The 24,709-nt window shown below is 64.7% G+C and carries 24 protein-coding genes and 1 pseudogene; 19 read left to right on the forward strand and 6 right to left on the reverse strand.

All coding sequences use genetic code 11. The features are described 5' to 3' along the window. The first annotated feature begins 91 nt into the window (after positions 1–91). The 6 genes from ACQR1D_RS30705 (at position 92) to ACQR1D_RS30730 (ending at position 5,426) form a co-directional block, all read left to right on the forward strand. Positions 92–337, forward strand: a complete 246-nt coding sequence (locus ACQR1D_RS30705) for a HypC/HybG/HupF family hydrogenase formation chaperone (RefSeq protein WP_434840376.1) — start codon at positions 92–94, stop codon at positions 335–337. Between the two features lie 1,056 nt (positions 338–1,393). After that, positions 1,394–1,882: a MarR family winged helix-turn-helix transcriptional regulator gene (locus tag ACQR1D_RS30710; RefSeq protein WP_315802249.1), complete on the forward strand. Its 489-nt coding sequence runs from the start codon at positions 1,394–1,396 to the stop codon at positions 1,880–1,882. Between the two features lie 118 nt (positions 1,883–2,000). Further along, positions 2,001–3,617 (forward strand): FAD-dependent oxidoreductase, encoded by a 1,617-nt coding sequence (locus ACQR1D_RS30715; protein WP_434894266.1) that lies wholly within the window; start codon positions 2,001–2,003, stop codon positions 3,615–3,617. A 199-nt stretch (positions 3,618–3,816) separates the two neighbouring features. Further along, a complete protein-coding gene (locus tag ACQR1D_RS30720) occupies positions 3,817–4,347 on the forward strand; it encodes a DUF4142 domain-containing protein (RefSeq protein WP_434894263.1) in 531 nt (176 codons plus the stop codon). Positions 4,348–4,633: 286 nt separating this feature from the next. Then, on the forward strand, positions 4,634–4,906 hold the full coding sequence (locus tag ACQR1D_RS30725) for a hypothetical protein (protein ID WP_315802537.1): 273 nt from the start codon (positions 4,634–4,636) through the stop codon (positions 4,904–4,906). A gap of 28 nt (positions 4,907–4,934) precedes the next feature. Continuing rightward, on the forward strand, positions 4,935–5,426 hold the full coding sequence (locus ACQR1D_RS30730; protein WP_315802251.1) for a GNAT family N-acetyltransferase: 492 nt from the start codon (positions 4,935–4,937) through the stop codon (positions 5,424–5,426). 83 nt (positions 5,427–5,509) lie between these two features. Here the strand turns inward: ACQR1D_RS30730 and ACQR1D_RS30735 are convergent, their stop codons facing one another. Both ACQR1D_RS30735 and ACQR1D_RS30740 read right to left on the reverse strand, forming a co-directional pair. Continuing rightward, complete coding sequence (locus ACQR1D_RS30735) at positions 5,510–6,400, reverse strand: hypothetical protein (protein WP_434894262.1); 891 nt, start codon at positions 6,398–6,400, stop codon at positions 5,510–5,512. A 354-nt stretch (positions 6,401–6,754) separates the two neighbouring features. After that, a complete protein-coding gene (locus ACQR1D_RS30740; RefSeq protein ID WP_315802253.1) occupies positions 6,755–7,000 on the reverse strand; it encodes a DUF3551 domain-containing protein in 246 nt (81 codons plus the stop codon). Between the two features lie 358 nt (positions 7,001–7,358). Between ACQR1D_RS30740 and ACQR1D_RS30745 the strand changes: the two genes are divergently transcribed. The 3 genes from ACQR1D_RS30745 (at position 7,359) to ACQR1D_RS30755 (ending at position 11,858) form a co-directional block, all read left to right on the forward strand. Further along, entirely contained in the window at positions 7,359–8,393 is a 1,035-nt protein-coding gene (locus tag ACQR1D_RS30745) for a YihY/virulence factor BrkB family protein (protein ID WP_315802254.1), read from the forward strand. Positions 8,394–8,644: 251 nt separating this feature from the next. Beyond that, positions 8,645–10,171, forward strand: coding sequence for an ATPase domain-containing protein (locus ACQR1D_RS30750; RefSeq protein WP_434894261.1), 1,527 nt, complete (start codon positions 8,645–8,647; stop codon positions 10,169–10,171). Beyond that, the gene (locus ACQR1D_RS30755) at positions 10,161–11,858 is read left to right on the forward strand and encodes a response regulator (protein ID WP_434840380.1); all 1,698 of its coding nucleotides are present in this window, start codon (positions 10,161–10,163) and stop codon (positions 11,856–11,858) included. Before ACQR1D_RS30750 ends, ACQR1D_RS30755 begins: the two co-directional genes overlap by 11 nt. Before the next feature lie 40 nt (positions 11,859–11,898). On the opposite strand, the gene ACQR1D_RS30760 is transcribed toward ACQR1D_RS30755, so the two are convergent. Both ACQR1D_RS30760 and ACQR1D_RS30765 read right to left on the reverse strand, forming a co-directional pair. Next, positions 11,899–12,111, reverse strand: coding sequence for a hypothetical protein (locus ACQR1D_RS30760; protein ID WP_434840381.1), 213 nt, complete (start codon positions 12,109–12,111; stop codon positions 11,899–11,901). Positions 12,112–12,132: 21 nt separating this feature from the next. After that, entirely contained in the window at positions 12,133–12,855 is a 723-nt protein-coding gene (locus ACQR1D_RS30765) for a Crp/Fnr family transcriptional regulator (protein ID WP_434840382.1), read from the reverse strand. Between the two features lie 644 nt (positions 12,856–13,499). Between ACQR1D_RS30765 and ACQR1D_RS30770 the strand changes: the two genes are divergently transcribed. The 5 genes and pseudogenes from ACQR1D_RS30770 to ACQR1D_RS30790 all read left to right on the forward strand — a co-directional run bounded on the left by ACQR1D_RS30770 (position 13,500) and on the right by ACQR1D_RS30790 (position 17,574). Next, the gene (locus ACQR1D_RS30770) at positions 13,500–14,234 is read left to right on the forward strand and encodes a DUF899 domain-containing protein (RefSeq protein ID WP_315802257.1); all 735 of its coding nucleotides are present in this window, start codon (positions 13,500–13,502) and stop codon (positions 14,232–14,234) included. A 50-nt stretch (positions 14,235–14,284) separates the two neighbouring features. Beyond that, positions 14,285–14,419 (forward strand): annotated as a pseudogene (locus ACQR1D_RS30775) (EF-hand domain-containing protein); the annotation flags it as partial. Between the two features lie 182 nt (positions 14,420–14,601). Beyond that, complete coding sequence (locus tag ACQR1D_RS30780) at positions 14,602–14,985, forward strand: DUF302 domain-containing protein (protein WP_434873958.1); 384 nt, start codon at positions 14,602–14,604, stop codon at positions 14,983–14,985. A gap of 576 nt (positions 14,986–15,561) precedes the next feature. After that, on the forward strand, positions 15,562–17,184 hold the full coding sequence (locus ACQR1D_RS30785; protein ID WP_434873957.1) for a methyl-accepting chemotaxis protein: 1,623 nt from the start codon (positions 15,562–15,564) through the stop codon (positions 17,182–17,184). 171 nt (positions 17,185–17,355) lie between these two features. After that, on the forward strand, positions 17,356–17,574 hold the full coding sequence (locus ACQR1D_RS30790) for a hypothetical protein (protein ID WP_316238289.1): 219 nt from the start codon (positions 17,356–17,358) through the stop codon (positions 17,572–17,574). Positions 17,575–17,599: 25 nt separating this feature from the next. On the opposite strand, the gene ACQR1D_RS30795 is transcribed toward ACQR1D_RS30790, so the two are convergent. Further along, positions 17,600–18,364: a serine O-acetyltransferase gene (locus tag ACQR1D_RS30795; protein ID WP_316238290.1), complete on the reverse strand. Its 765-nt coding sequence runs from the start codon at positions 18,362–18,364 to the stop codon at positions 17,600–17,602. 133 nt (positions 18,365–18,497) lie between these two features. Continuing rightward, on the reverse strand, positions 18,498–19,124 hold the full coding sequence (locus ACQR1D_RS30800; RefSeq protein ID WP_434873956.1) for a LysE family translocator: 627 nt from the start codon (positions 19,122–19,124) through the stop codon (positions 18,498–18,500). 255 nt (positions 19,125–19,379) lie between these two features. On the opposite strand from ACQR1D_RS30800, the gene ACQR1D_RS30805 reads away from it, so the two are divergent. The 5 genes from ACQR1D_RS30805 (at position 19,380) to ACQR1D_RS30825 (ending at position 24,708) form a co-directional block, all read left to right on the forward strand. Next, complete coding sequence (locus ACQR1D_RS30805) at positions 19,380–19,817, forward strand: PaaI family thioesterase (protein ID WP_434873955.1); 438 nt, start codon at positions 19,380–19,382, stop codon at positions 19,815–19,817. Between the two features lie 129 nt (positions 19,818–19,946). Continuing rightward, positions 19,947–21,572, forward strand: coding sequence for a S1C family serine protease (locus ACQR1D_RS30810; RefSeq protein ID WP_434894260.1), 1,626 nt, complete (start codon positions 19,947–19,949; stop codon positions 21,570–21,572). Between the two features lie 105 nt (positions 21,573–21,677). Beyond that, positions 21,678–22,007, forward strand: a complete 330-nt coding sequence (locus ACQR1D_RS30815) for a hypothetical protein (protein WP_409997924.1) — start codon at positions 21,678–21,680, stop codon at positions 22,005–22,007. Positions 22,008–22,874: 867 nt separating this feature from the next. Further along, entirely contained in the window at positions 22,875–24,425 is a 1,551-nt protein-coding gene (gene amaB / locus ACQR1D_RS30820) for an L-piperidine-6-carboxylate dehydrogenase (protein ID WP_434873952.1), read from the forward strand. 76 nt (positions 24,426–24,501) lie between these two features. Beyond that, entirely contained in the window at positions 24,502–24,708 is a 207-nt protein-coding gene (locus ACQR1D_RS30825; protein ID WP_316178301.1) for a DUF3606 domain-containing protein, read from the forward strand. The last annotated feature ends 1 nt before the right edge of the window (position 24,709 follow it).

Raw genomic sequence — 24,709 nt, forward strand, 5'->3', positions numbered from 1 at the left:
CGAATATGATTCCCTTATCTTGATCCACGTCAAATCGAGTTCGTCGATCGGGCTATGATTTCAGACTCAAGTATTTGCGGGTGGAACCGAGATGTGCCTTGGCATCCCGATGCGGGTCGTGGAGAGTGACGGAGTCATGGCGCGATGCGAGGCCAAAGGCATCGAGCGCACGGTGAGTCTGTTTTTGCTACAGCATGAAGCTATCGAGCCCGGCGATCACGTCGTGGTTCATGTCGGTTACGCCATCCGGAAGATGTCGGAAGCCGAAGCGTCGGGTGCATGGGATCTCCTCGACGAAATGCTTGCGGCGGAAGACGCAATGCACGGCTATACATGAGCTCGCCGGCTGGTGGCGCGGTTCAGCGCATCCGCTTCGGGCTGGGGATGCCACCTTCCGGCATATCGCTTACCAAAAAAAAGAAAATTTTCGACGTCCCGAGATCGATCTGACCCGCACACCCGATGTTCCCTAACGGAGGCCTGATTTGACCGGCGGCTGATAAATGCCGTTTCTATGGGTTGCGTTTGCGTTATAGTTCAATTCTTGAATGTGATGCAAGACAAGCAAGAAGGAGGGTCAATGCGATTGGTTGTCTTCCTCGCGGTGTTGATACCACTGGGCCTATCTGTGGCACATGCCAAAGGGGCTCCACATAAGCCGATAAAGGCGGAGCCTATTGGTAGATGCGAGTATACTTCGATTTGTGGCACGGGTTGCAGATTTTGCCCCACACATGGCGCTTGCCGTTGCAGCAATTGTTGCCTCGCGACATCAAGACATAATAGATAGTAGATCTAATAATCAATTTTGCGGATTGCTTGGTGAGCGTCGAGCCATGTCATGCTATAGGGCAACCGTTTTAGTTGGTGGCCTCACCATTTCATTAGCGATCTCGTTTCGGCCAAATGCAATTTGGATCATGGCTGAGACCATCGGCGGCGCCGCGCTTGGGACCTGTTCGGCGTCACCGTCCGCACGATTACCGATCTGGCGAAGCGTGGCATCACTGCGTGCGCCGTGCGCTGCTACGAGCTGACGGTCAGCTTCGCGGCTATTGCGAACATTTGCTGAAGCTGGCGACGGGACGCGGCGGCGGTCAAGCGATTTGCATCGGCGACGGTAGAGCGGGCTCGCCTGGCGCGTGAGCAGGCCGGCCACCGGTTGACCACCGAACCCCTGTGAACAGACGGCGAAAATGGTCGTCAATCACGAGCAAACTTCATTTTCCCTATTGGCCTTTTCGTTCGCTATTTGCGTTCGGGACGCTGGGGGCGCAGGCTCGAATCGTGCCGTTCCGACCATTCTTCGCGTGACATCTCACGCGTTTCCCGATTTCACCTTGCGTCTGCGACGTTGACCCGGCGTGGTTCGATATGGCGAGGTAGTCCCGATATGACAGCGCGAGATCAACGCAAGGCGCGGCCCACCGGGCAGACGGCATGGCGTCACGCCAATGTCGGCCGGCTGCTCAACAATGCGGTGCGCCGGTTCGAATCCCGGGTTCTCCAATTGATGGCGGAGAGCGGTCACGGCGAGACGCGGATTGCCCATGTCAGCCTCACCCGCAACCTCGACGTCGAGGGCACCCGGCTGACCGAGCTCGCGCGGCGGGCCTCGATGAGCAAGCAGGCGATGGGCGAACTGGTCGATCAATGCGCCGAGCTGGGGCTGGTGTCGCGCGAGGCCGATCCGAGCGACCGGCGCGCGCGCCTCGTCCGCTTCACGCCGGCCGGACTGACATGGCTGGAGGCGTTTGGCGATGCCGTGGATGTGGCGGAAGCCGAGATGCGCAAGGAGCTCGGCAAGGCCGCGATGGACGCGATTCTGCAGGGATTGTCGGCCTATGGCGCCCGCTTCGACACGCTCGACGACACCAGATAGTCAGGCTGATTGACTAATTCGCGGGGCGCGCTAGCATTCCTCCATTGCGAGGAGGAGCGCCGTGATCGAACGTCTGAGCGCCTCGGTGCTGATCGTGGGCGGCGGTCCGTGCGGGCTGATGCTGGCCAACGAGCTTGGCCGCCGCGGCGTGTCCGCAATCCTGGTCGACGAGAAGCCGGGAACGGCGTTCAACCCGCAGGCCAACGCGACGCAGGCGCGGACGATGGAGCATTTCCGCCGGCTCGGATTCGCCGACGAGGTCCGGCGCGCCGGCCTGCCCGCGGACTACCCGACCGACGTCGCTTATTTCACGCGCTACACGGCGCATGAGCTGGCACGTTTTCAATTGCCGTCCGCGGCGCGCGCGACGGAACTGGTGAAGGGCCTGTCCGGCTCATGGAGCGCGGCCGAGCTGCCGCACCGGGTGTCGCAGAAATTCGTCGAAGAAATCCTGCGCCGGCATGCCGCGCGCCTTGCGGGCATTCAGTTGCACTACGGGCACCGGTTGATCGGCCATGCCGTTACCGACGGCGGCATTGCCGCCGAGGTCGAGCGTGTCAGCGACGGCGCGCGCCTCGAGATCGCGGCTGATTTCCTGATCGGGGCCGACGGTCCGCGCTCCCAAGTGCGACAGTCGCTCGGGATCATCTATGGCGGAACGACGGGCGTGCAGCGCGATTTCATGGGCGGCCGCATGCTCGCGGTCTATCTGCGCTCGCCGGAGTTCTACGCCAGCGTCCCGCATGCGCGGGCCTGGATGTATGTCTGCTTCAACCGCGACCGCCGCGCCTTCATGGCCGCGGTGAACGGACGCGACGAGTTCGCTTTCCACACCCAGCTTCGGCCCGGCGAGAACGAAAGCGCTGTCACCGCCGACGATGCGCGGGCAGCGTTCCAGCGCGCCTGCGGTGCGCCCATTCCCTGCGAGGTGCTTTCGCATCTCACCTGGACCGCGGGGCATGCGCTGGTCGCCGAGAGCATGCAGCGCGGCCGGGTCTTCCTTGGCGGCGATGCGGCGCATCTGTTCACGCCGACCGGCGGGCTCGGCTACAACACCGCGATCGAGGACGCGGTCAATCTCGGCTGGAAGATCGCGAGCGTCGTCAAGGAAACGAGCCCCGTCTCGCTGCTCGACAGCTACGAGGCCGAGCGCCGTCCGGTGGCGCTGCGCAACACCGACTACGCGCGCGGCTTTGCGGATTCGCTCGGCCTGTTTGCCGCGGTGCCCGAGATCGAGGACGCGACCGCGGCCGGCGACGAGGCACGGCGCATCGCCAGCGCCTATCTCGATCAGCATGCGCGCGCCGAGTTCAACATCCCCGGCGTCACCTTTGGCGGCCGCTATGATGGCTCACCGATCATCATCCCCGATGGCACCCGGCCGCCGCCGGATGCGGCCAACGCCTACGTGCCGAGCGCCTGTCCCGGCGGCCGCGCGCCGCACGCCTGGCTGGAGCAAGGTATCTCGCTGTACGACCGCTTCGGCTTCGAATGGACGCTGTTGCGGTGTGAGGGCAGCGACCTCGATGAGGATCAACTACGTGAGGCCATGGGGCCGCTGCGTGTCGACGTCGAGATCGTCACCTTGCCGCGGGCCCTGCGCGATCTCTACGAGGCCGACCTCGCTTTGATCCGTCCCGATCAGATCGTGGCCTGGCGCGGGAGCGCGGCGCAGGCCGGCCTGCTTCGAGGCGTGCTGGCTCGGGCGCTCGGCGGGGATGCACGCACTCACTGAGCGCTGCATGGCGCGGGTCCGAAACCGAGAAGTCGCGGACGTTGTGCTGCAGGGATGGTTGTGCCGCAGCATTTGGAACCCGCCGCGTCGTTGCGCGCGGAAGCATTCTGCAGGGTTGCCGCGCGGGGCTTAGGAACGATCGTCGGGTAAGGCTCTTGCCGTCGCGACGATCAGGAGTCGAACCCCTCGGAGATCAACGATGAGCAGGATGATCCACAACCATCAGGCGAGAGCAATCCGAATTGCCCTGGCCGCCTCTGCCGTGACCGTGTTGGTGGCCGGCGGCGCGGTCGCCGCTCCGAAGGGCCGGTCGCCCGCCAAGGATCAGCATTTCATGACCGAGGCGATCGAGGGCGACATGTCCGAGGTGAACATGGGCAAGCTGGCGCAGCAGAAGGGGCAGAGCGATCAGGTCAAGCAGTTCGGGCAGGCCTTGCAGCAGGACCATAGCGAGCATCTGCAGAAGGCGCAGCAGCTTGCGAGCCAGAACGGGATGAAGGTGCCGTCCGAGCCGAGCAGGAAGCAGAAGGCCATCTACAACCGGTTGGAAGGCATGTCCGGCGGTCGGTTCGACCAGGCGTTTGCGCAGGCGATGGTTCGCGATCACCAGGAGGATATCAAGAAGTATCAGAAGCAGGCGGCGGCAAACTCACCGCTGTCGGACTTCGCCCAGCAGACCGTGCCGGTGCTGCAGAAACACCTCGACATGGCGAAATCCTTGGCGAAATGACATGCGCCAGAGCGATCACAATGCCTCAGCCTTGTCGAGGGGTCGTGATCGCCAATGAACGCGCTATCTGAAGAACGCGTTGCAGATCACGACGCCAATGCACGCCGGCCGAGACGCTGGCAAAGCAGCATCGCAAGAGGGCCGAGCCAGGATCGGCGGGAAATCGCACGTCGGCATCGCGCGTTCGGCATTGGAGTGCCGTCTGCCCGAGCATTGCCCGACCTTCGTCCGGCTGCTAGCGTTCTCCCGTGAGGCACGGGCAAACGAAAAGACGATGACTGACGTGATGACCGAATCGGAAAAGGCGCAGCAGATCGTGGCTGCGCTGAGGGCGGCGGAAGTGAGCCCGCCGGAAGCGGCACTGCAGACGTTGAACGGCCTGATGGGCCTCGTCCGCAGCCCGAGCGCGGAGCAGCCGCTCGAGGTGGAGGAGGCGCGCTCGGCGGCCTTCATGTCGATCTGCGAGGTCGGCAAGGCACTGCATCGGGGGCAGCCGACGGAGGCGCTGTGGCCGACGGCGCTGTCGGCCAGCGAGCGCTGGCTGGCCCTCGCCAAGTGAGAAAGGGCGAGTGAGAAAGAACCAGACCATGAGGTGGCGCGCAATGGCGCCGGGCGATCTTGCTGATGTCGATGAGATCGCGGCCCGCGTGCACCCGAACTATCCCGAGGACAAGAGTGTTTTCGCGGAGCGCCTGCGTCTCCATCCTGATGGCTGCCGCGTGCTGCGTGGGACGGGCGCGGGCATCGCCGGCTATGTGCTCAGCCATCCCTGGCATCTCGGCCGGCCCCCGGCCTTGAACCTGCTGATCGGCAGCATTCCGCCGGCTGCGTCGACCTACTACATCCACGATCTCGCCTTGCTGCCCGAGGCCCGCGGCAGCGGCTCGGCGACCGTGATCGTCGAGGAGCTGATCCGACACGCGCGTGCGCTCGGCCTGAAGTCGCTGTCCTTGATCGCCGTCAACGGCTCGACGCCATTCTGGGAGAGGCAAGGATTTGCGGTCGACAAGACAGCCGCTGCCGATCCGACCGGCAGCTATGGCAGCGACGCGAACCTGATGATCCTGCGGCTCGCCTGAATTGCACGCGCTTCGTTCGCGGCGGCGGTCCAACGCGAAGCGGCCCGGCGATGGGCCGGGCCGCTCGCTGGTCTTGATGTGCTCTATTCCGGCATCGACATTGGCCGCCGCCACATGTCGCGCCGCCGGCTGAAGCGGTTGGCGTGCAGCATCCATCCGGTGACAGGCTTGCCGTCGCGGTGACGGCCACCGCTCTCCGCAGCCGCCCAGGCGGCGACGGCGCCGAGCAGCAGCGCGGTGGCAACCGAGAACGCCAGGATGACAGTGCCGGCGCGGGTATGCGAGATCGCGCTCTTGGCTTCTGCGATCACGCTGTCCACCCGCCGCTCCGCATCGGGCGCAGCAAGACCCGTCGTGCCGGTGACGAGCTGCACGAGATAGCTGCGATCCTCCGGGCTGACGCCATTGTGGCTCGACGCCGTGAGCAGGATGCGGCCGGCCTCGCTGCGCGCGGGGGCGACATCCGGGCTGGGTACCCGCCGGGGCGCGCGGAACAGATGGTCGAGCTCATAGCTCAGGATCGACGGTTCATTGGCCGTCGCCGGCGTAGTCAGCGGATGGGTCCGTGTCGCCGCGGACGCGCCGAGTACGGCCAGGGTGGCGCCGAGCACGACCGCCAGCGCCCAGGCTGTGACGCCGTGCAGGCCGTCCCGCTTCTCGGTCTCCTCGCTTTCGGCGAGCCCGTGCGGTGCGCGCAAGCGGCCCGCCATGTAGCCGCCGCAGCCGAAGCTGATCAGCGCCTGCAGCACCAGATAGAGTCCGGACAGGAGCCAGAGCGCCACCGAGGCGTCGCGCCATGTCGGCGCGGTGGAGCTGACACCGAGACCGACCGACATGGCAAAGCTGATCAGGATCGAAGAGACCGCCGCCGCGGTCAAAGCTCCCGCAACGACCGGCGTCCATTGCAGGGTCCAGCTATCGGCCGTCGCGCTTGAAACGGGTGAGGCGACGACCGGCGCAGTTTCCATGGCCATGATCGTCGTCTCAACGCAGGCCGAAGAACGATAGAACGGCCATGATGACCACGATCAGCCCCACGAGATAAATCAGTCCGTCCATGATGATCCTCCTCCGATTGGACATTGGTCGCCGTATAAGCGACGGCGAGCCGCAATGTTCCGTGCGCCGGGCGGCGGAGGAGGAGAGCACGCGCGACTGCCGGCGCCGGAGTAAGGCTTGCCACAACAGCTAACGGATCATCGTGCCGTTGCGCGACGCAATAGAACAGGGCCGGGGGAGCACGGGGGCCTGACATCCCGCCGCTAGCCATCTCTCAATCGATGGCGCTGATCGTGCACCGCGCAAGAGGCTGACGCAACGGTCCACGCTCAATAGCGTCGGTCGTAGCCGCGCTGCCGGGCATAGGCGTAGGCGGGGTTGATGCCGCAGCCGGCATCGGTGCCGGAGGCGGAAGCCAGGCACTGGCGATAGGTGGAGAATTGGCAGTTGCCCGGATAGCCCCAGATCCTGCCTTGCAGGCAGTAGCGGTCCTGGGCGGCGGATGCGGGCGAGATCGCGGCGAAGCTCGCGAGGACGGCGGTGGCGGACAGCGAGGCAAATAACAGGCGGCGCATGCGTTTATCCTTGCGTTGAAAAGTCCCGTTGCAACGCGAGGGTGCGCAGGCCCGTTCCTCGCGCGCAACATAACTGTTTTGTGTCGGCGCCGCAGCGACGCGTTCACAGGCCGGCGAAATTGTCTGGATGTTGGCGCCCGAGTTGGCCTCTTGAAGGTCTGAGGCAGCCCCACCGTTGCGGAGCCTGGCAACGCGCGTCATGACGTGATGCCGGAACATTCGTCCACCGCACCGGTTGCTTTTTGGCCGCTGGTGATGGACCGATCCCATGTTTCGCCGATCCAAGACGTCAGACGCCGCCCATCGCGACTCTTCGAGCGTTTTCGCGGGCCGCCCGCGCACACCTGGCACCGGCGGGATGCTGGCTCTGCTCGGGTTCGCGTTCCTGATCCACTATTTCGATCAGCGGCCCGAACAGGCGGAGCGCTCGCGAGGCGCGAGCCGGGCCGGCGCTGGACACGGCCGGCTGGCGCGTTCGCCCTCGGAGATTCCCGCGCGCGGCTGGAAGGACGTCCTGCTCCGGGTCTATGAGAATGTCACCGAGCACAGGATCGTTGCGCTCGCCGCAGGCATGACCTTCTACACCCTGCTGGCGATCTTTCCGGCGCTGGCCGCGCTGGTGGCAATCTACGGCCTGTTCTCCGATCCGGCCAAAATCACCGGACATCTGGAACAGTTGCAGGGCTTGATGCCCGGCGGCGCCATCGACATTGCGCGCGACCAGTTGACGCGCGTTTCCGCCAACGGCCGTCAGGCGCTCGGCATCACCTTCCTCGTCAGCCTCGCGATCTCGCTGTGGAGCGCCAATGCGGCGATGAAGTCGCTCTTCGACACGCTCAACATCGTTTATCGCGAACCCGAGAGGCGTGGCTTCATCAAGCTGAACGCGATTTCGCTGCTGTTCACCGGCGGCGCGATCCTGTTCGCGCTGCTCGCCATCGGTGCCGTCGTCGTGCTCCCGGTGCTGCTGAACTATCTCGGCATGTCCGGGGCCGGCGATCTGGTGCTGCGGATCGGCCGCTGGCCCGCGATCTTCATCTGCGTCGCGCTCGGACTGGCCCTGATTTACCGCTACGGGCCGGACCGCGAGGAGCCCAAATGGCGCTGGATCAGTTGGGGCAGCGCGCTGGCGGCGGCGCTGTGGCTCGCGGGCTCGGCGCTGTTTTCCTGGTATGCCGCCAATTTCGGCAGCTTCAACGCGACCTACGGCTCGCTCGGCGCAGCCATCGGCTTCATGACCTGGATCTGGATCTCCGCCATCGTGATCCTGATCGGTGCCGAGCTCGATGCCGAATTGGAGCATCAGACCCGGCGCAACACCACCACCGGCGCTGCACAGCCGCTCGGCACCCGCGGCGCCACGATGGCTGATACGGTGGGCCGGGCCAGCTGATCGGCCGTCGGCTGAGAAGGCGGGGTGCGATCGGCGTCAGCCGTGCGAAATGCTGGGCGGCTCCGAGCATCACGCACGCGTCGGGCCTCCAGCTGTACACCTGTCGGACGTCCGTCCTGCACGCCGGCGGACCTGGGGATGGAACTGGGGAACCGGAGGCGGAGCGACTGTGTTCCTATCCGGTCGTCGCGAAGCCTCGCGTTATCGGTTTCGCTGCCGCGTCGTTTCGATTGTTATAACGGAGCTTTTGCATGACGGAGCAGCCTGTTCGCGGAAGCGACGAGGGCGGGCCCACGGATCTGCCGCGTATTTCGACCGGAAGCGAAGGCCTCGACGACATTCTCGGCGGCGGCTTCGATCCCAATCGCCTGTATCTGTATGAAGGCCGGCCCGGCACCGGGAAAACCACCATCGCGCTGCAGTTCCTGCTCAAGGGCGTGAGCTGCGGCGAGCGCGTGCTCTACATCACCCTGTCGGAGACCCGGCGCGAGCTCGAGCTGGTGGCGCGGCGCCACGGCTGGTCGCTGGCCGGCGTCGACATCTTCGAGCTGGTGCCGCCGGAAACGACGCTCGACCCCGAGCGTGAGCTCACTGTCTTTCATCCGGCCGAGGTCGAGCTCAGCGAGACCACCAGCCTGATGTTCAACGAGGTCGAGCGGATTAATCCGAGCCGCGTCGTGATCGACAGCCTGTCGGAGCTTCGCCTGCTGGCCCAGAGCCCGCTGCGCTACCGCCGCCAGGTGCTGGCGTTGAAGCACTTCTTCGCCAAGCGCAACTGTACCGTCGTCCTGCTCGACGATCTGTCGTCGGCCCAGGACGACCTGCAGCTGCACTCGGTTGCGCATGGCGTCGTGATGCTGGAGCAGCTCGCGATCGACTACGGCGCGGAGCGCCGCCGGCTGCGCGTGATCAAGATGCGCGGCATCGCGTTCCGCGGCGGCTACCATGACTTCACCATTGCGTCCGGCGGGCTCAAGATCTTTCCGCGCCTCGTCGCCGCGGAGCATCACCGGACGTTCGCGGGCGATGTCACGCCGAGCGGCAATGCCGAACTCGATCAGCTTCTCGGCGGCGGACTGGAGCGCGGTACCAACGCGCTGCTCATCGGTGCCGCCGGCGTCGGCAAATCCTCGGTCGCGCTGATCTATGCGATCGCGGCGGCGAGGCGCGGCGAACATGCGGTATTCTTTGCCTTTGACGAGGGCCGCGGCACCGTCGAGGCCCGCGCGCGGACGCTCGGCCTCCCGCTCGATGAACACATCGACTCCGGGCGCATCCGCTTTCAGCAGGTCGACCCGGCCGAGTTGTCGCCGGGCGAGTTCGGCGCCATCGTCCGGCAGAGCGTCGAGCAGGACAATGCCCGCGTCATCATCATCGACAGCCTCAACGGCTATCTCAACGCGATGCCGGACGAGCGGTTTCTGATCCTGCAGATGCACGAGCTCTTGACCTATCTGGCCCAGCAGGGCGTGCTGACGATCCTAGTGCTCGCGCAGCACGGCATGGTCGGGCCGATGGATACGCCGCTGGACATCAGCTATCTCAGCGATGCCGTCCTGATGCTGCGCTATTTCGAGGTCGGCGGCACGGTTCGGCGCGCTCTGTCGGTGGTCAAGAAGCGCAGCGGTTTCCACGAGCACAGCATCCGCGAGTTTCGCCTGAGCGGCTCCGGCATCAGCCTCGGCCCGCCGCTCATGGGTTTCAGCGGCATCTTCTCCGGCAATCCGCGCTTCACCGGGACGGATTTCCCCGACATGGAACTGCGGGATGAGCATTGAGCAAGATCACCGTGTCCTCGTCTTCGCGCCGATCGGGCGGGACGGGCCGGCATCGGCGGAGCTGCTCCGCAGCGCAAGGATCGAGACGACGGTCTGCTCGGACCTGGCGCATCTGCTCCATGAGATGAGCGCAGGCGTCGGCGCGGTCTTCGTCGCCGAGGAAGGGCTGTTTGCCCAGGACACCGCTCCCCTCACGCAGTGGGTCGAACGCCAGCCGGCCTGGTCCGACCTGCCCTTCATCGTCCTCACCAGTCACCGCGAACAGCGTGCAGTCGTGACCTGGCGGCGCCATCTGGTCGGCGCGCTGCGCAATGTCTCGCTGCTCGAACGGCCGATTCAGCCGATCACGCTCACAAGCGCTGTTCAATCGGCGCTGCGGGCGCGGCGCCGCCAATACCAGATCCGCGCACTGATCCAGGCGCGCGAGCAGGCGGCGCAGCAGCTCGAGCAGCTCGTCGTCGAGCGGACCCGGGCGCTCGCGGAGTCGAACGAGCATCTTCGCATCGAGATGGCCGAGCGCGCACGGGTCGAGGAGACGCTGCGCCAGGCGCAGAAGATCGAGGCCATCGGCCGGCTGACCGGCGGCGTGGCGCACGACTTCAACAATCTGCTGATGGTGATCTCCGGCGGCCTCGACATGCTCGACCGCCAGAGCGACCCGGCGCGGCGCCGCCGCCTGATGGACGGCATGATCCAGGCGGCGCAGCGCGGCGCGAGCCTGACCCGGCAGTTGCTGGCGTTCTCGCGCCGGCAGGAGCTGCGGCCCGAGCCGGTCGACATCGCCCGCCAGATCGACGGCATGCGCGAGCTGCTCGACCGCAGCCTGCGCGGCGACGTGCACGTCGAGTTCGATTTTCCCGACGCGCTGTGGCCCGTCGCGGTCGATCCCGGCGAGCTCGAGCTCGTGGTGCTCAATCTCGCCGTCAACGCCCGCGATGCGATGCCGGCCGGCGGCACGATCCTGGTCCGGGCCGAGAACCTGCGACATCTGCAGGACGACGAATTGGCCGGCGACTATGTCCGCCTCTCCGTGATCGACACCGGCACCGGCATGACGGACGACGTTCGGGTGCGTGTGTTCGAGCCGTTCTTCACCACCAAGGATGTCGGCAAGGGCTCAGGCCTCGGCCTCGCCCAGGTCTACGGCTTCGTCACCCAGTCGCGCGGCACCGTCCGCATCGACTCGGAGGTGGGCAAGGGCACGACGATTGCGCTGTACCTTCCGCGATCGGCGCAGGCGGCGTCCAGGCAGCAGCACCATCTCCTCGATCTGCAGCGGCCGCGGGCGCGCCAGCATGATGAGGGCCGCATTCTCCTGGTCGAGGACGACGACGAGGTCGCGGCCCTGGTCGGCGAGATGCTGCGCCAGCTCGGCTATGAGGTGACCCGCGCCTCCAGCGCGGCAGCCGCGCTCGGCGCGCTCGCCGACGGGCGCACGGTCGACCTCGTGTTCTCCGACGTCATGATGCCGGGGGGCATGAATGGTGTCGAGCTGGCACGCGAGATTCAGAAGCGGCGCGGCGACATGCCGATCCTGCTGACCAGCGGCTATTCCGGCGCTGCCGTTCACGCCGCCAAGGAGGCCGGCGTCCGCATCCTGTCGAAACCGTATCGCATCGATGAGCTGGCCGCCGCGCTCGACGCGGTGAAGATGGGCCACGTCTGGTCGCAGGCGCGCATCTCCTGATACGGAGCTGCGCCTCTGGACCTTTCATCGGCCCGCGCTCTCAATGGCGCTCGATCAGCACCGAGACGGTAACATGCCCGACCCGGCCGTCATCGGAGCTGACCTCCAGGTGGACGTTCGTGGAGAAGGGATCGAGCCGGTCGCGCGCGATTGCAAGCGCGGTGTCCGCCGTCTGCATCAGCACCGTCTCGATGTCGTCGAAATCGACACCGTCCCCGCGCATCTCACCAGGACTTGTCACGTAGAAGCGCATCGCGTTCGTCCTGATCTGCCGTCACCCAGGGCAGGAACCGTTGATCTGGTGGAGATACGCAGGATCGAACCCTCCAGCAGCCACGACCTTCTCAAGATCGAACATTGTGACAACGTTCCTGCGGATGTCCAGAACACCCTGACTGCGGAACTCCTGAAGCACCCGGTTCACATGCACCGTGCTGAGCCCGAGCGCCTCGGCGAGCGCAGCCTGCGTGATCGGGAACTGATACTCGTTGTCGGCGACGAGACCGGCCTCCGCCAGGCGTTGTCGCAGCTCGGCCACGAGATGCGCCATGCGGGCCGCTGCCGAGCGAACGCCGAGGTTCAGGATCCACTCGCGGAAGACCGCTGCATCGACCAGGGTCATGCGCCAAAGCGCGCGGGCGACGGCGGGATGTGTGTCGATCAGGGCCGACAGGTCGGCGTGGTCGATGAAGCCCAGCGTCGCCGCGGAGATCGTGACGAGATCGTGGTCCATCGTGTTGAGCAGCAGAGACTGCAGATCGGGAATGTCTCCTGGAATATGGAACGACAGGATCTGGCGCTTGCCCGTCTCGGTGACCTTGGAGCGGTAAGCGAAGCCGTTCACGATGAGGCAGCATGCATGCGGCCGATCGCCTTCCATGACGATGAGCGTTTCAGGCTCGACCATCTTCAACACGATGGGAAGCGCCTCGATGGCCGCGATGTCGGTGGTGTTCAGCTCGGTGCCGTTCCGCAACCGGCGGATCAGGATCGTCATCGGATGCATGGGAAGCCATTCGCGATGGCGAAGGTCAAGACCATCGACTTGAGGCAGGGTCCGCAGGACCGGAGAGCGATGTGCCAAACTTCGCTGCACGGGCAGTGGGAGCACGATCATCTCTCTGCCGCCGGCTCGAAGCGGGGAAGCCCGCGATCATCGAAAACGGCTGAATGCGGGTTTGTTCCTCGCGGGTCAGATTTTTTTGCCGGCAGCCAGTCGCGACCGAACCGGTTGCTCACCGCCGGTCGTCCATCCAATTGACAGATCCGCAGGCGGTACAGTTGAACAGACGCGCCGCTTCGCCGGTTCGCGGGTTCAGGATGCTCTGAACCGCGCGCGCCGGTTGGCCGCAGCTGCGGCAGCGCGCCGGCTCGGTCCGGCCGCTGCGGGAGTCACTGCTCTGATCCGACACGTCTGTCATGGCCGCCCTGAAACGGACGGGAGCAGACGGTGGATCAGGTCGAGCGCGCGCGCCGGTCTGAGACCCGGAGCGGGGACGCCCGAAGCTGGCCTTGTCCAGTCGATCCGCGGTTCGCTGCACCCGGCCGCGCTGCGATGACCTGCCGACAAAATAGATGGCGTCGGTGTCGGGCCGCCGAGCCTTGCATCGTCCTCTGCGAAGGATACGGAGGACTCCAGACATGACCCCCAGAATAGTCACCGCGGACGAATGGACCGAAGCTCATCGCGCCCACCTCACCCAGGAGAAGGCCTTCATCAGGCAGCGCGATGCGCTGGCTGCCGCCCGCCGGGCGCTGCCGTGGGTCCGGGTCGAGAAGGACTATGTCTTCCAGGCGGCGGATGGACCCGTGAGCCTGGCTGACCTGTTTCAGGGACGGAGCCAGCTGATCGTCTATCATTTCATGATGGCGCCGGGCGATCCGCACCGCTGTCCCGGCTGCTCGTTTCTGTGCGACCACATCGACGGCGCCAACCAGCACCTTCGCCATCACGACGTCAGCCTGGTCGTCGTCTCGCGTGCGCCGCTCGCCGAGATCGCGCCGTTCAAGGCGCGCATGGGCTGGACGTTCGACTGGGTGTCATCCGAGGGCGGTGATTTCAACTTCGACTTTCAGGTCTCGTTCTCGGACGAGCAGATCGTGACGGGCAAGGCCGTCTACAATTTCGCACCCTTGACGCGCAGGTCGCCCGAGCTCCCGGGCCTGACCGTGTTCACCAAGGACGACGCCGGCAACATCTTCTGCACCTTCCAGGTCCGCTCCCGCGGCGGCGATCCGCTGATCGGCGCCTATCACTATCTCGATCTCACGCCCAAGGGCCGCAACGAGACCGGCCGCGGCAATCTCTCCGATTGGGTGCGCCTGCACGATGAATATGAGGAAACCGGCGCGCGAGACTGTCATTGCGGCCGGTAGATCGAAACGGGCGGGGCGGATCGGCGCAGCGTGATCCGCCCCGCCGTCACGCCGACGGCGACGGCAAGATCTCGCTGCGGGAATTCCAGGCGACGCATGAGCGCATCTTCAGGGCCATGGACAGCAACAAGGACGGCAAGTTGACCCCGGAAGAGATGCAGGCGTTCATGCGCGGGCCGCAATGACCGGCGTCAAAACAGCGTGATGGCCTGGCCTGCGCCGCCGCGAGTCCGGCACGTGCGGCCATTTCGCTGATCTCGATCAAGTGCACGCCGCACGGACGCGCAACAGTGCCGCCGGGAGATCCCATGGCCGCGCGCGACGAACCGTGTTGACGCGGCGGCAGACCAGCCGGAAAGAGGCGAACATGAGCTACTATTTTGCCAAAGCGGTGAATCTATCGTTCGACGCAGCGATCGAGCGGGTGACCGCGGAGCTGAAGGCACGCGGCTTTGGCGTTCTGACCCGCATCGATGTGCAGGCGACGCTGCGCGAGAAGATCGGCGCCGACTTTCGGCCCTACATCATTCTGGGCGCCTGCAATCCGAAGCTGGCGCATGAGGCATTGCAGGCGGAGAGCCGGATCGGCACCATGCTTCCCTGCAACGTCATCGTCCAGGAGATCGGCGGGAAGGTCGAGGTCGCTGCCGTGAATCCCGTCGCCTCGATGCAGGCCATCGAGAACGCGGCGCTTGCGACGCTCGCCACAAAGGTCTCTGACGCCTTGAAGGCGGTGGTCGAGGCGGTCTAGCGCTGCTGTCCAACGGGACCGCCGCCGATCGAGGCTCGCCGGCCCAGGTGCATGACGACACCGGCGCGGATGGAGCGCGGTGATCGCCCGCGCGCATCGGGCGTTCTTGCATTGGCGGTTGCCCCGGTGCCGAAGTGTTGCGAGCTGGTGCGGTTGCTCGGAGAGGAGCTGCGCGCCAACCAGGCGACGCTCGGCCGCCTGGTCCCGCAGCCGCTGTCTGCCGCAGCAGCTGCGGCAGACATGCGATCGACCGACTTGACGCCCCGCGATCTTCGCGCCGCACGGCCGATTGCCGACGCTTCGGGGGCCGCAGCGCAGCTTCCGCGCGCCGTCCTTGTATGTCGGGCGTCATGTCACAGCGGTAGAATTACGGAAAAGCCGGAGTTTATCAACGCGCTTTAACGAGACTGGAACAAGTTGCATCAATTTTTGCGCAGACATGTCGCCGGGCGCGCGGGACGATCGTCATCGCCGCCGGCTATCTGCAAACGAACTATTCATCTGGAGGTTACCTTGTTGTTTCGATCGAACAGCCGCTCGGACGCGGAAGCACAGCTTGCAGCAATCAGTCGCGCGATGGCGGTGATCGAATTCCAGCTCGACGGCACCATCATTACCGCGAACAAGAATTTCCTGAACGCACTCGGCTATCAGCTGGACGAAATCCAGGGCAAGCATCACAGCATGTTCGTGGAGCCTTCCGAACGCGACAGCGCCGCCTACCGCGAGTTCTGGGCGGCGCTGAGCCGCGGCGAGCTCAAGGCCGCCGAGTTCAAGCGCATCGGCAAGGGCGGTCGCGAAATCTGGATCGAGGCGTCCTATAATCCCGTCCTCGACAGCGCCGGCAAACCGGTGAAGGTCGTCAAGTTCGCGACCGACATCACCGAGAAGAAGCTGCGCAGCATGGCCGATGGCTCCAAGCTTGCCGCCATCGACCGCGCGCAGGCCATGATCGAGTTCAAGCTCGACGGCACCATCGTCGGTGCCAACAAGAATTTCCTGGATGCGCTGGGCTATCGCCTCGACGAGATCCAGGGCAAGCATCACAGCATGTTCGTCGAACCCGCGCTGCGCGACAGCCAAGCCTATCGCGAGTTCTGGGCTGCGCTCAATCGCGGCGAATACCAGGGCGGCGAGTACAAGCGCATCGGCAAGGGCGGCAAGGAGGTATGGATCCTCGCCACCTACAATCCGGTGCTCGATGCGGCGGGCAGGCCGATCGGGGTCGTGAAGTTCGCGACCGACGTCACCGCGCAGAAGCTGAAGAACGCCGACCTCGCCGGGCAGATCGAGGCCATCGGCAAGTCGCAGGCGGTGATCGAGTTCAACATGGACGGCACGGTCATCACCGCGAACGACAACTTCCTGCGCGCGCTCGGCTACACCCTGGCCGAGATCCAGGGCAAGCATCACAGCATGTTCGTCGAACCGTCCGAGCGGGAGAGCGGCGCCTACCGCGATTTCTGGGCGAGCCTGAACCGCGGCCAGTATCAGTCGGCCGAGTACAAGCGCATCGGCAAGGGCGGCCGGGAGGTCTATATCCAGGCCTCCTACAATCCGATCCTCGACCTCAACGGCAAGCCGTTCAAGGTGGTCAAATACGCCACCGACGTCACCCGGCAGGTCTTCGTTCGCATGGGCAACGAGCGCGTGCGCGCCATGATGGAATCGGTGGCGGCGGGCGCGGAGGAGCTCAACGCGTCCGTGCGCGAGATTTCCGAAGCCATGACGAAGTCGCGCGAGACCGCCATGGGCGCGGTGGACCGTGTCACCTCGGCCGACGCGCAGGCGCAGCGGCTCTCCGATGCCGCCCAGTCGATGAGCGGCATCGTCGAGATGATCCACAACATCACCGGCCAGATCAATCTGCTGGCGCTGAATGCCACCATCGAGTCCGCCAGGGCCGGCGAAGCGGGCAGGGGCTTCGCCGTCGTCGCATCCGAGGTCAAGAACCTGGCCACCCAGGCGAAGACCGCCACCGACAAGATCGCGACCGAGATCGACAGCCTCAACAACATCTCCGGGGGCGTCGTCACGTCCCTGAGTTCGATCAAGCAGGCGATCCAGAACGTCAGCGAGTATGTGACGTCGACGGCGGCCGCCGTCGAGGAGCAGAGCACGGTGACGAGCGAGATGTCGTCGAGCATGGCGCGTGCCGCGGCCGAGGCTCAGGCCCTGGCCGAACGCGCGGCGGCTTGAGGCCGGACCGGAAAGCGCCGAGCGCGCGGTGGCTTGTCAATCCAGGCCGCCGCGCGGTTGCAGGCAATGCCGCCGCCCCGCGCGTCGTGCGCCTGTCGTCTTCGCCGAATTCCACCTTTCTCATCGGGGCGATCCGTGGCTGATATCCTCGCATTTCCCGCCCGGGCCTCGTTGCGGATCATCGGCGCGAAAGCAGAACGGCTGAGCGATGCGGTGGTCACCAGCGAGATCGGACGGCTGCGGCGCGAATTGGAGGCTTGGCGAAGCGCGGTCGACAATCTGGACCGGTGCATCAGGTCGGATCCGGCCCTCGCATCGCTTGCGGCCGAGTGCGACAAGATCCGCGACCTGATCTCCGTCACCGCGGCCAAGCTCGAAACATTGCCGTAGAGCCTTGCCGGCCGAGCAGTCGTGGTCAGGCCGGGATCGGCTGCTCCGGGCAGTTCGTCAGCCGGGCCGGCGTGCCCACGGCCGTGCAGCCAGCCGGCACATCGGACGTAACGAGTGCTCCGGCGCCGATCTTGGCAAAATCACCGATCGCGACGTCGCCCAGCACGGTCGCGCCCGAGGAGAGCAGCACGCCGCGGCCGATCCGCGGGGCGCGGCCGGGCAGCGCGTCGTGTCGTCCGATCGTGACGTTCTGCAGGATGGTGACGTCGTCGCCGATGCTGCTGTGGGCGCCGATGACGATGCCGGTGGCATGATCGAGAAACATCCCGGTGCCGAGCCGCGCCGAGGGATGGATGCTCACCTGCAGCGACGTTGACGTGTCCGCCTGCAGCAGTAGCGCCAGGTCGGGCTGCCCGTTGCTCCAGAGCCAGTGCGCGACGCGATGCGCCTGCAGTGCGACGTAGCCTTTGTAGTTCAGCAGGGGCGGCAGCAGCGCCGTCGTCGCTGGATCCTGCGTCGCGATCGCACCGAGGTCGTGACCCGCCGCCTCGACGAGCTCAGGCGCGGCGGCATACGCCTCGCGCGCGACCGCGGCAAACCGGGCGCGCGCGGCATCGCCGCTGCCGATGCGGACGCCAATCTGCTGCGCGACGGCACTGCCGAGATCAGAATGGTCGAGGATTGCAGCCGACAGGATGCGGCTGAACACGGGATCGGCCGCAGCGATGCGCCGGGCCTCGTGCTGGAGCGACGGCCAGAGCTCGGGACTGGATGGGGGCGTGTCGGCCATGGCAGAGCCTGCTCGATGACAGGTGACGGCGGCAATATAGCCTGACCTGCGCGCTGCTGAAACCTGGACGATGCCTCGCGGGCGTTGTCAGCCGATGTGGCCGGCGACATTCCGCCGAAAGCTCGCGGCCCGTTCAGTTCTGCGCCGTCCGCGCCGCCGCGGCGGCGACGCCCGCACCGATCAGAAGGGTGCCGCCCGCCTTGTTGAAGATGCTGATCACCTTCTCGCTCCGTACGAGCGCGCGGGCGCGCGAGGCGATCAGCGCATAGCCGACGGCGTTGGCGAAGGCGAGCACGACGAAGGTCGATTCGAACACGACCATCTGCGTGAGGAAGCTGCCGTTCGGACTGAGAAATTGCGGCAGAAACGCGACGAAGAAGGTGATGCTCTTCGGGTTCAGCGCCGTGACGATCCAGGCGTGACCGAGCATCTTCAGCGCCGAGGTTCGGTCGGTCCGCGGCACGGCGTTGAGCGCGCCGCCGGCCTGCCACAGCTTGATCCCGAGCCAGACGAGATAGGCCGCGCCGATCCATTTCAGCACGGTGAACAGCAGCGCCGAGGTCGCCAGCAGCGCGCCGACGCCCAGCATGGACAAGGTCATGGCGGTGAAGTCGCCCAGCGCGACGCCGACGGCCGTCGGCAGCGCGGTTCGCCATCCCTGGCCCAGCGCATAGGAGACCACCAGCAGAACCGTCGGCCCCGGGATCACCAGGAGGATGATGGACGTTCCGGCAAATGCGAGCCAGGTCTCGATCGTCATGCTGATTGTCTCTCGCGAGGACACATGCGACGTTGGTATATCGAGGCGGAAAGGGCCGCAATGATCTTTGTTGCGAGACCCGCTTCAACAGTTCTCCTCGACGATCACGAACGCAAGACGTGTCATGCACGACCTTCGGTCGCTGCGGCGCTCCAATAATTCGTTCGCTTTATAAGAAATTTTACTCTACTGCGTCCATCCTGCTTCGCCACAAGGGCGTATCGCGATCGTCACGACACGTGAGGCGGGGAGGCGATGGTCCTACTCACGCCCAGGCCGGAGATATCGCAGCAGCGCGGGTTCGTTCACGCCGGAACCGTCAGCGCCATCGCGGACACGGCTGCAGGCTATGCGGCGCTCAGCATGATGCCCGCGGACCGCGCAGTTCTAACCACCGAGTTCAAGATCGATCTGGTGGCTCCAGCCGTGGGCCAGCGCATCGTCGCCGAGGGCAGGGTTGTCAAATCAGGCCGGACGCTGACGCTCGCCCAGAGCGAGGTTTTCGCCGAGAGCGGCGGCGAACGGCGGCTCGTTGCTCTCCTGACGGCAACCCTCATGGCTATTGAGGGGCGAGACGAGAACTGTGCTCGCAAGATCAGTAGCGCGCGATGGTGCCGGCAATCTCCTGGCCCGAGGAGTATGACGAGATCAAGCGCCAAACCGTCGTGCATGGAGTGTTGGGATGACAACTGAGACCGCGGAGTCCCGCAATCATATGGAACGCCTTTGCGTTCTAACCATTGAGCTGGATCAAAGATAGGGTAGCAATACTAGTGCACGCTAAAATTGAATAGTGACCTGAGTTGTCAGGGAGGCTCCTGCATGGACTTTTCCCTCAAGTCATTTAGCAAACACTGCCGGCTCGCAATAGCGACCCTGGCCTTCGTCGCGCTGCAGTTCCTCCAGCAGCCTGCGGCTCGGGCAGATTCGGGCGAGTATGCTCGCGTTGGCGGGTGGTCAATCAGATACGACGAGACCGAAGAGATAAACGCCTGCTACGCAGGAATCGCCTTTGCAGACAGTACAACCTTATTAGTAACGTTGGCTGTGAGTGATAAAGAATCCGCTTGGTCCCTGGCGTTTGCGAATCCTAAATGGGACGGGGCGCTGGGAAAGCGAAACAAGATCCATCTTTTCATAACGACTACGAGTGAATGGGAGGGAAATTTCGAGGTTTCCGAGAGAGTCATAATGGTTAAGCAACTCAGTGAGGAATTTGTCCAGAGTGTTGCTGATGCGCGGTCAATCTCAATAAAGAACGAAAGTAAGCAGTCAATCGCAATCGTAAGTATGCAGGACTCTGCCAACGCGATCAATGCGATTCGGCGGTGCGTGCATGATCATCCACGAAAGAGCGCCCCGACCAGTGGGTGGTCGCTAGGATACGATCAACAAGCAGGTATCTGTATTGCAAAGGCGACGTTCACGGATGGAACGGCCGTTGGCCTGGGATTCGTTCAAGCTGCTCGAGAGGATGAAAGAGGATTTGGGCTGTTAGTGATCAATCCAAAGTGGAGGGATCTGACCGCGAACAAGACCCAGATTCGTCTTCAACTTGTCACGACGAGGGAGTTCGACGCGACTTTTGACGTCTCAGATGGTGTCCTGAGCGTCGGTCCGCTCAAGGACGAGTTCATGGCAAGTGTGATTACGGCGGGCTTTCTGGGGATTCGGACTGATGCCGGGCAAAGTCTTGCTCTGCTCAACATGCAAGACGCCATCAGTATAGTGAGGTCGATCAAGCAGTGCGTAGAAGATCATCGGTCGCGAGCCAAGCCAAGCGAAGTTTCCGTGATAACGGGAACGGGATTTTTTGTCGCCCGCGGGGTGATCGTTACGGCCAATCACGTTGTGAGCGGCTGCACGAGCCCGATCAAGGTTCGCTATGCCGACAGAGCAGAGTATGCGGCTACGGTGTATGGTCAGGATGATGCGAATGATCTGGCTTTGCTGAGGACCGATATGGGCAATGCCGCTGTTGCTTCGTTCAGCCTCCAGGCGCGTCTTGGAGACAGGGTTGCTGCATTCGGATTTCCGCTTGCAGGCTTGCTCCCGAGCGTTGGCAATTTCACGACTGGGGACGTTACGGCGTTGACCGGCCTAGGGAACGATACGAGGTTTTTGCAGACCTCCGCTCCCGTGCAAAGTGGCAATAGCGGTGGACCGTTGCTCGACATGTCGGGGCGTGTTGTCGGAATCGTGGATAGCAAATTGAATGCATTGGCCATGATGAAGGCTGGCAGGGACATTCCAGAACTAATAAACTTCGCGATTGTATCGCAGATTGTCGTCAATTTCCTCAATCGTCGGGGAGTCTCTCCGGAGATCTCGGCAGCGACGAAAAGTGCTCAGGAGTTGTCATCGGCAGACGTCGCAGAGATTGGTCAGAAGATCAGCGTTCAAGTGTTTTGTTTAGGTAGAACGGATGTCTCAGGTTCGGAAAAATAGGGGTGCACCATGCGATCTACAGGACAGTGTTTCGCTGTGGCAGTTGCAACGGTTGCGATGGTTGCCGCTTGTTGGGCTCAAGATGCGGGCAAGTCCGATTTTGCCATGTCATGTGCTCCTTGCCATGGAGCCGATGGTAAGGGGGGCGGACCGGTGAGCACGCAGCTGAAATCGGTTCCGTCCGATCTTACGGCGATTGCCAAGAAGAATAATGGAGTGTTTCCGGTTAGTAGTACCTACGAAGTGATCGATGGCAGGCAGGCAATCCTGGCGCATGGTACGCGAGATATGCCCATTTGGGGGTATCGGTATCGGCCAAGTCAAGCGACGCAGTTGAGCTCTGGAGCCGATGCATCGTCATTTGATCCGGATAGTATTGCGAGAGCGCGAATTCTTGCCATAATAGACTATCTCAATCGGATTCAGGAAAAGTAGAAGTTGCCGACTGGGCAACTATGCCGCTCACTTTGTCGATCGGGGTGGGGCGGGCCACGATCTGTGACGGCAGGGAAGTGGACTTCAGGAAACGCTGCAGGCTTCCGATTTCACAGATAGTGGCTATGTCCTTCGCAGGATGGGATGTGGCAGCGGTATGGCGCAGCTGGCGGTATGGAGCAAACTCTGACCGCCGAGAAGAAATGGCTTTCGCTTTACCAGAAAATGTGCTCTACTGCGTCCATCCTGCTTCGCCACGAGGGGCGTATCGCGATCGTCACGACACGTGAGGCGGGGAGGCGATGGCCGCTTGCCTGCCGCAGCGTGCTTGCACGCGGACGAACGGCAGCTTGCGGACGTGAAGTCGTGTGGTCCTGGCGCCGCGACGCTGGCGCCAAGCCGTCGGGCGATGATCCCGAGGGCGACGGTGGCTAAACAGCCGTACACCGGGGAGATCACGATATAAGCGTGAAGACCATCGCGCGGGGAATGCCGGGATGTCTCGGCTGAACCTGTGGTTCCTGCCGCCTGCATTTTTTTCGCAGGCGGGCCATGGGGGCGGCCAGCTCCCGGCATTCCCTGCGCCCTCGTGTTTCGCGAGGGTTCGTCGATCCCATCAGCCCGGGCGCGCCGCGTCGCGGGATCGCACCGATGCGCGACTCATGGCCCATCCGGAGGGCGCGACGCGGGCAACGAGCGTGAGAGATAACGACTCGCGGGAGCGGATAGGCGATCGGCTCCAGTGGCGGTTTGCCCAGCGCGCGGGTGCTCGCGCCGCAGCCGGATTTGATCTACACGGGGGCGTTTACGATGGACCATTCATGACGTCTCGCGTGCACCGGCGCAAGGGACAATCCGGAGTTGCATATGTCGCCCAGCCAAGCATCGCCCCTGATACTCGTTGCGGAAACGGCCGAGATCCTGACCTCGCTCGGCGTTGCGCCGGTGCGGCTGCGCGGCGGGACGCGCACCGCCCGTTCGCCCGTGACCGGCGAGGTGCTGGCCCATGTGCATGACGACAGCAGGGCGGACGCGACGGCGGTGATTGCGCGCGCGCATGCCGCGTTCCTGCAGTGGCGACTCAAGCCGGCGCCGAAGCGCGGCGAACTGGTGCGGCTGTTCGGCGAGGAGCTGCGCGCCCACAAGGCCGCGCTCGGCCGCCTGGTTTCGATCGAGGCCGGCAAGATCGTCTCCGAGGGACTCGGCGAGGTCCAGGAGATGATCGACATCTGCGACTTCGCCGTCGGCCTGTCGCGCCAGCTCTATGGCCTGACCATCGCCACCGAGCGCGCCGAGCACCGCATGATGGAGACCTGGCATCCCCTGGGGGTCACCGGCGTGATCTCGGCCTTCAACTTTCCGGTGGCGGTGTGGGCCTGGAATGCGGCGGTGGCGCTGGTGTGCGGCAACAGCGTCGTCTGGAAGCCGTCGGAGAAGACTCCGCTGACCGCGCTCGCGACCGACGCGCTGCTGGGGCGCGCGCTGCGGCGTTATCGCCGCGAGGGCGGCGAGGCCCCGGAGGGGCTCGCCGGCCTGCTGCTCGGCGGCCGCGCGGTGGGCGAGATGCTGGTCGACGATGCCAGGGTGCCGTTGGTGTCGGCGACCGGATCGACCGCCATGGGCCGCGTCGTCGGCGCCTGTCTTGCCGGCCGCTTTGCCCGCGCCATCCTCGAGCTCGGCGGCAACAATGCCGCGATCGTCACGCCCACGGCCGACCTCGATCTCACCCTGCGCGCCGTGGCGTTCGCGGCGATGGGCACCGCCGGCCAGCGCTGCACCAGCCTGCGCCGCCTGTTCGTGCATGCCGACGTCTACGCCCAGCTCGTGCCGCGGCTGAAGCAGGCCTACGCCTCGGTGGCGATCGGCAATCCGCTGGAGCAGGGCACGCTGATCGGACCGCTGATCGACCGCGGCGCCTTTGAGACCATGCAGGATGCGCTGAGCGCCGCGCGGGATCACGGCGGCCGCGTGTTCGGCGGCGAGCGCGTCGCGGTCGGTGGCTGCGCGGAGGCCTATTACGTGCGGCCGGCGCTGGTCGAGATCGACGTACAATGCGGCCCGGTCGAGCGCGAGACGTTTGCGCCGATCCTCTACGTGATGCCGTATCGCGATCTCGATGCCGCGATCGAGCTGCACAATGCGGTGCCGCAGGGCCTGTCGTCCTCGATCTTCACCAATGATCTGCGCGAGGCCGAACTGTTCGTGTCGTCGCGCGGCTCCGATTGCGGCATCGCCAACGTCAATATCGGCCCCTCGGGCGCCGAGATCGGCGGCGCGTTCGGCGGCGAGAAGGAGACCGGCGGCGGCCGCGAGTCCGGCTCGGATTCATGGAAGGCCTATATGCGCCGGGCCACCAACACCGTGAACTACGGCCGCAGCCTGCCGCTGGCGCAGGGCGTCAGGTTCGACCTCGGCTGATCGACGCGATGGGTCTTCCTCATCGGCGGAACCGCTTCGCTGCGTCGTGCGTTGCGCGCTGACAAGGAGATGCACCATGGCAGTGAAAGCGAAGAAGACGACATCCGCCGCAAAGTCCGCGCGCGGCCGCAAGCAGGATCGCGCCCGCGTCGCGGGTGGACAGGACTACGAAGTCCGCTACGAAGCCAAGAAGAGCGGCCGCTCGGCGTCCGCAGTGAAGAAGGCGGTCAAGAAGGTCGGCAACAGCCGCAACAAGGTCGAGCGCAAGCTGACGCGCAAGTGAC

It is taken from the genome of Bradyrhizobium sp. HKCCYLRH2047, from assembly GCF_051168175.1.
GTDB lineage: Bacteria > Pseudomonadota > Alphaproteobacteria > Rhizobiales > Xanthobacteraceae > Bradyrhizobium.

Bases quoted from the DNA above. Each gene is read 5' to 3' on its own strand.
- ACQR1D_RS30765 (WP_434840382.1), bottom strand. From the start codon at position 12,855: ATGACGATCCTGATCCGCCGGTTGCGGAACGGCACCGAGCTGAACACC.
- ACQR1D_RS30710 (WP_315802249.1), top strand. From the start codon at position 1,394: ATGACAGCGCGAGATCAACGCAAGGCGCGGCCCACCGGGCAGACGGCA.
- ACQR1D_RS30745 (WP_315802254.1), top strand. From the start codon at position 7,359: ATGCTGGCTCTGCTCGGGTTCGCGTTCCTGATCCACTATTTCGATCAG.
- ACQR1D_RS30740 (WP_315802253.1), bottom strand. From the start codon at position 7,000: ATGCGCCGCCTGTTATTTGCCTCGCTGTCCGCCACCGCCGTCCTCGCG.
- ACQR1D_RS30810 (WP_434894260.1), top strand. From the start codon at position 19,947: ATGGACTTTTCCCTCAAGTCATTTAGCAAACACTGCCGGCTCGCAATA.
- ACQR1D_RS30770 (WP_315802257.1), top strand. From the start codon at position 13,500: ATGACCCCCAGAATAGTCACCGCGGACGAATGGACCGAAGCTCATCGC.
- ACQR1D_RS30730 (WP_315802251.1), top strand. From the start codon at position 4,935: ATGAGGTGGCGCGCAATGGCGCCGGGCGATCTTGCTGATGTCGATGAG.
- ACQR1D_RS30825 (WP_316178301.1), top strand. From the start codon at position 24,502: ATGGCAGTGAAAGCGAAGAAGACGACATCCGCCGCAAAGTCCGCGCGC.
- amaB (WP_434873952.1), top strand. From the start codon at position 22,875: ATGTCGCCCAGCCAAGCATCGCCCCTGATACTCGTTGCGGAAACGGCC.
- ACQR1D_RS30805 (WP_434873955.1), top strand. From the start codon at position 19,380: ATGGTCCTACTCACGCCCAGGCCGGAGATATCGCAGCAGCGCGGGTTC.
- ACQR1D_RS30735 (WP_434894262.1), bottom strand. From the start codon at position 6,400: ATGGCCATGGAAACTGCGCCGGTCGTCGCCTCACCCGTTTCAAGCGCG.
- ACQR1D_RS30815 (WP_409997924.1), top strand. From the start codon at position 21,678: ATGTCATGTGCTCCTTGCCATGGAGCCGATGGTAAGGGGGGCGGACCG.
- ACQR1D_RS30795 (WP_316238290.1), bottom strand. From the start codon at position 18,364: ATGGCCGACACGCCCCCATCCAGTCCCGAGCTCTGGCCGTCGCTCCAG.
- ACQR1D_RS30785 (WP_434873957.1), top strand. From the start codon at position 15,562: ATGGCGGTGATCGAATTCCAGCTCGACGGCACCATCATTACCGCGAAC.
- ACQR1D_RS30750 (WP_434894261.1), top strand. From the start codon at position 8,645: ATGACGGAGCAGCCTGTTCGCGGAAGCGACGAGGGCGGGCCCACGGAT.
- ACQR1D_RS30755 (WP_434840380.1), top strand. From the start codon at position 10,161: ATGAGCATTGAGCAAGATCACCGTGTCCTCGTCTTCGCGCCGATCGGG.
- ACQR1D_RS30725 (WP_315802537.1), top strand. From the start codon at position 4,634: ATGACCGAATCGGAAAAGGCGCAGCAGATCGTGGCTGCGCTGAGGGCG.
- ACQR1D_RS30780 (WP_434873958.1), top strand. From the start codon at position 14,602: ATGAGCTACTATTTTGCCAAAGCGGTGAATCTATCGTTCGACGCAGCG.
- ACQR1D_RS30705 (WP_434840376.1), top strand. From the start codon at position 92: ATGTGCCTTGGCATCCCGATGCGGGTCGTGGAGAGTGACGGAGTCATG.
- ACQR1D_RS30720 (WP_434894263.1), top strand. From the start codon at position 3,817: ATGAGCAGGATGATCCACAACCATCAGGCGAGAGCAATCCGAATTGCC.
- ACQR1D_RS30800 (WP_434873956.1), bottom strand. From the start codon at position 19,124: ATGACGATCGAGACCTGGCTCGCATTTGCCGGAACGTCCATCATCCTC.
- ACQR1D_RS30715 (WP_434894266.1), top strand. From the start codon at position 2,001: ATGCTGGCCAACGAGCTTGGCCGCCGCGGCGTGTCCGCAATCCTGGTC.
- ACQR1D_RS30760 (WP_434840381.1), bottom strand. From the start codon at position 12,111: ATGCGCTTCTACGTGACAAGTCCTGGTGAGATGCGCGGGGACGGTGTC.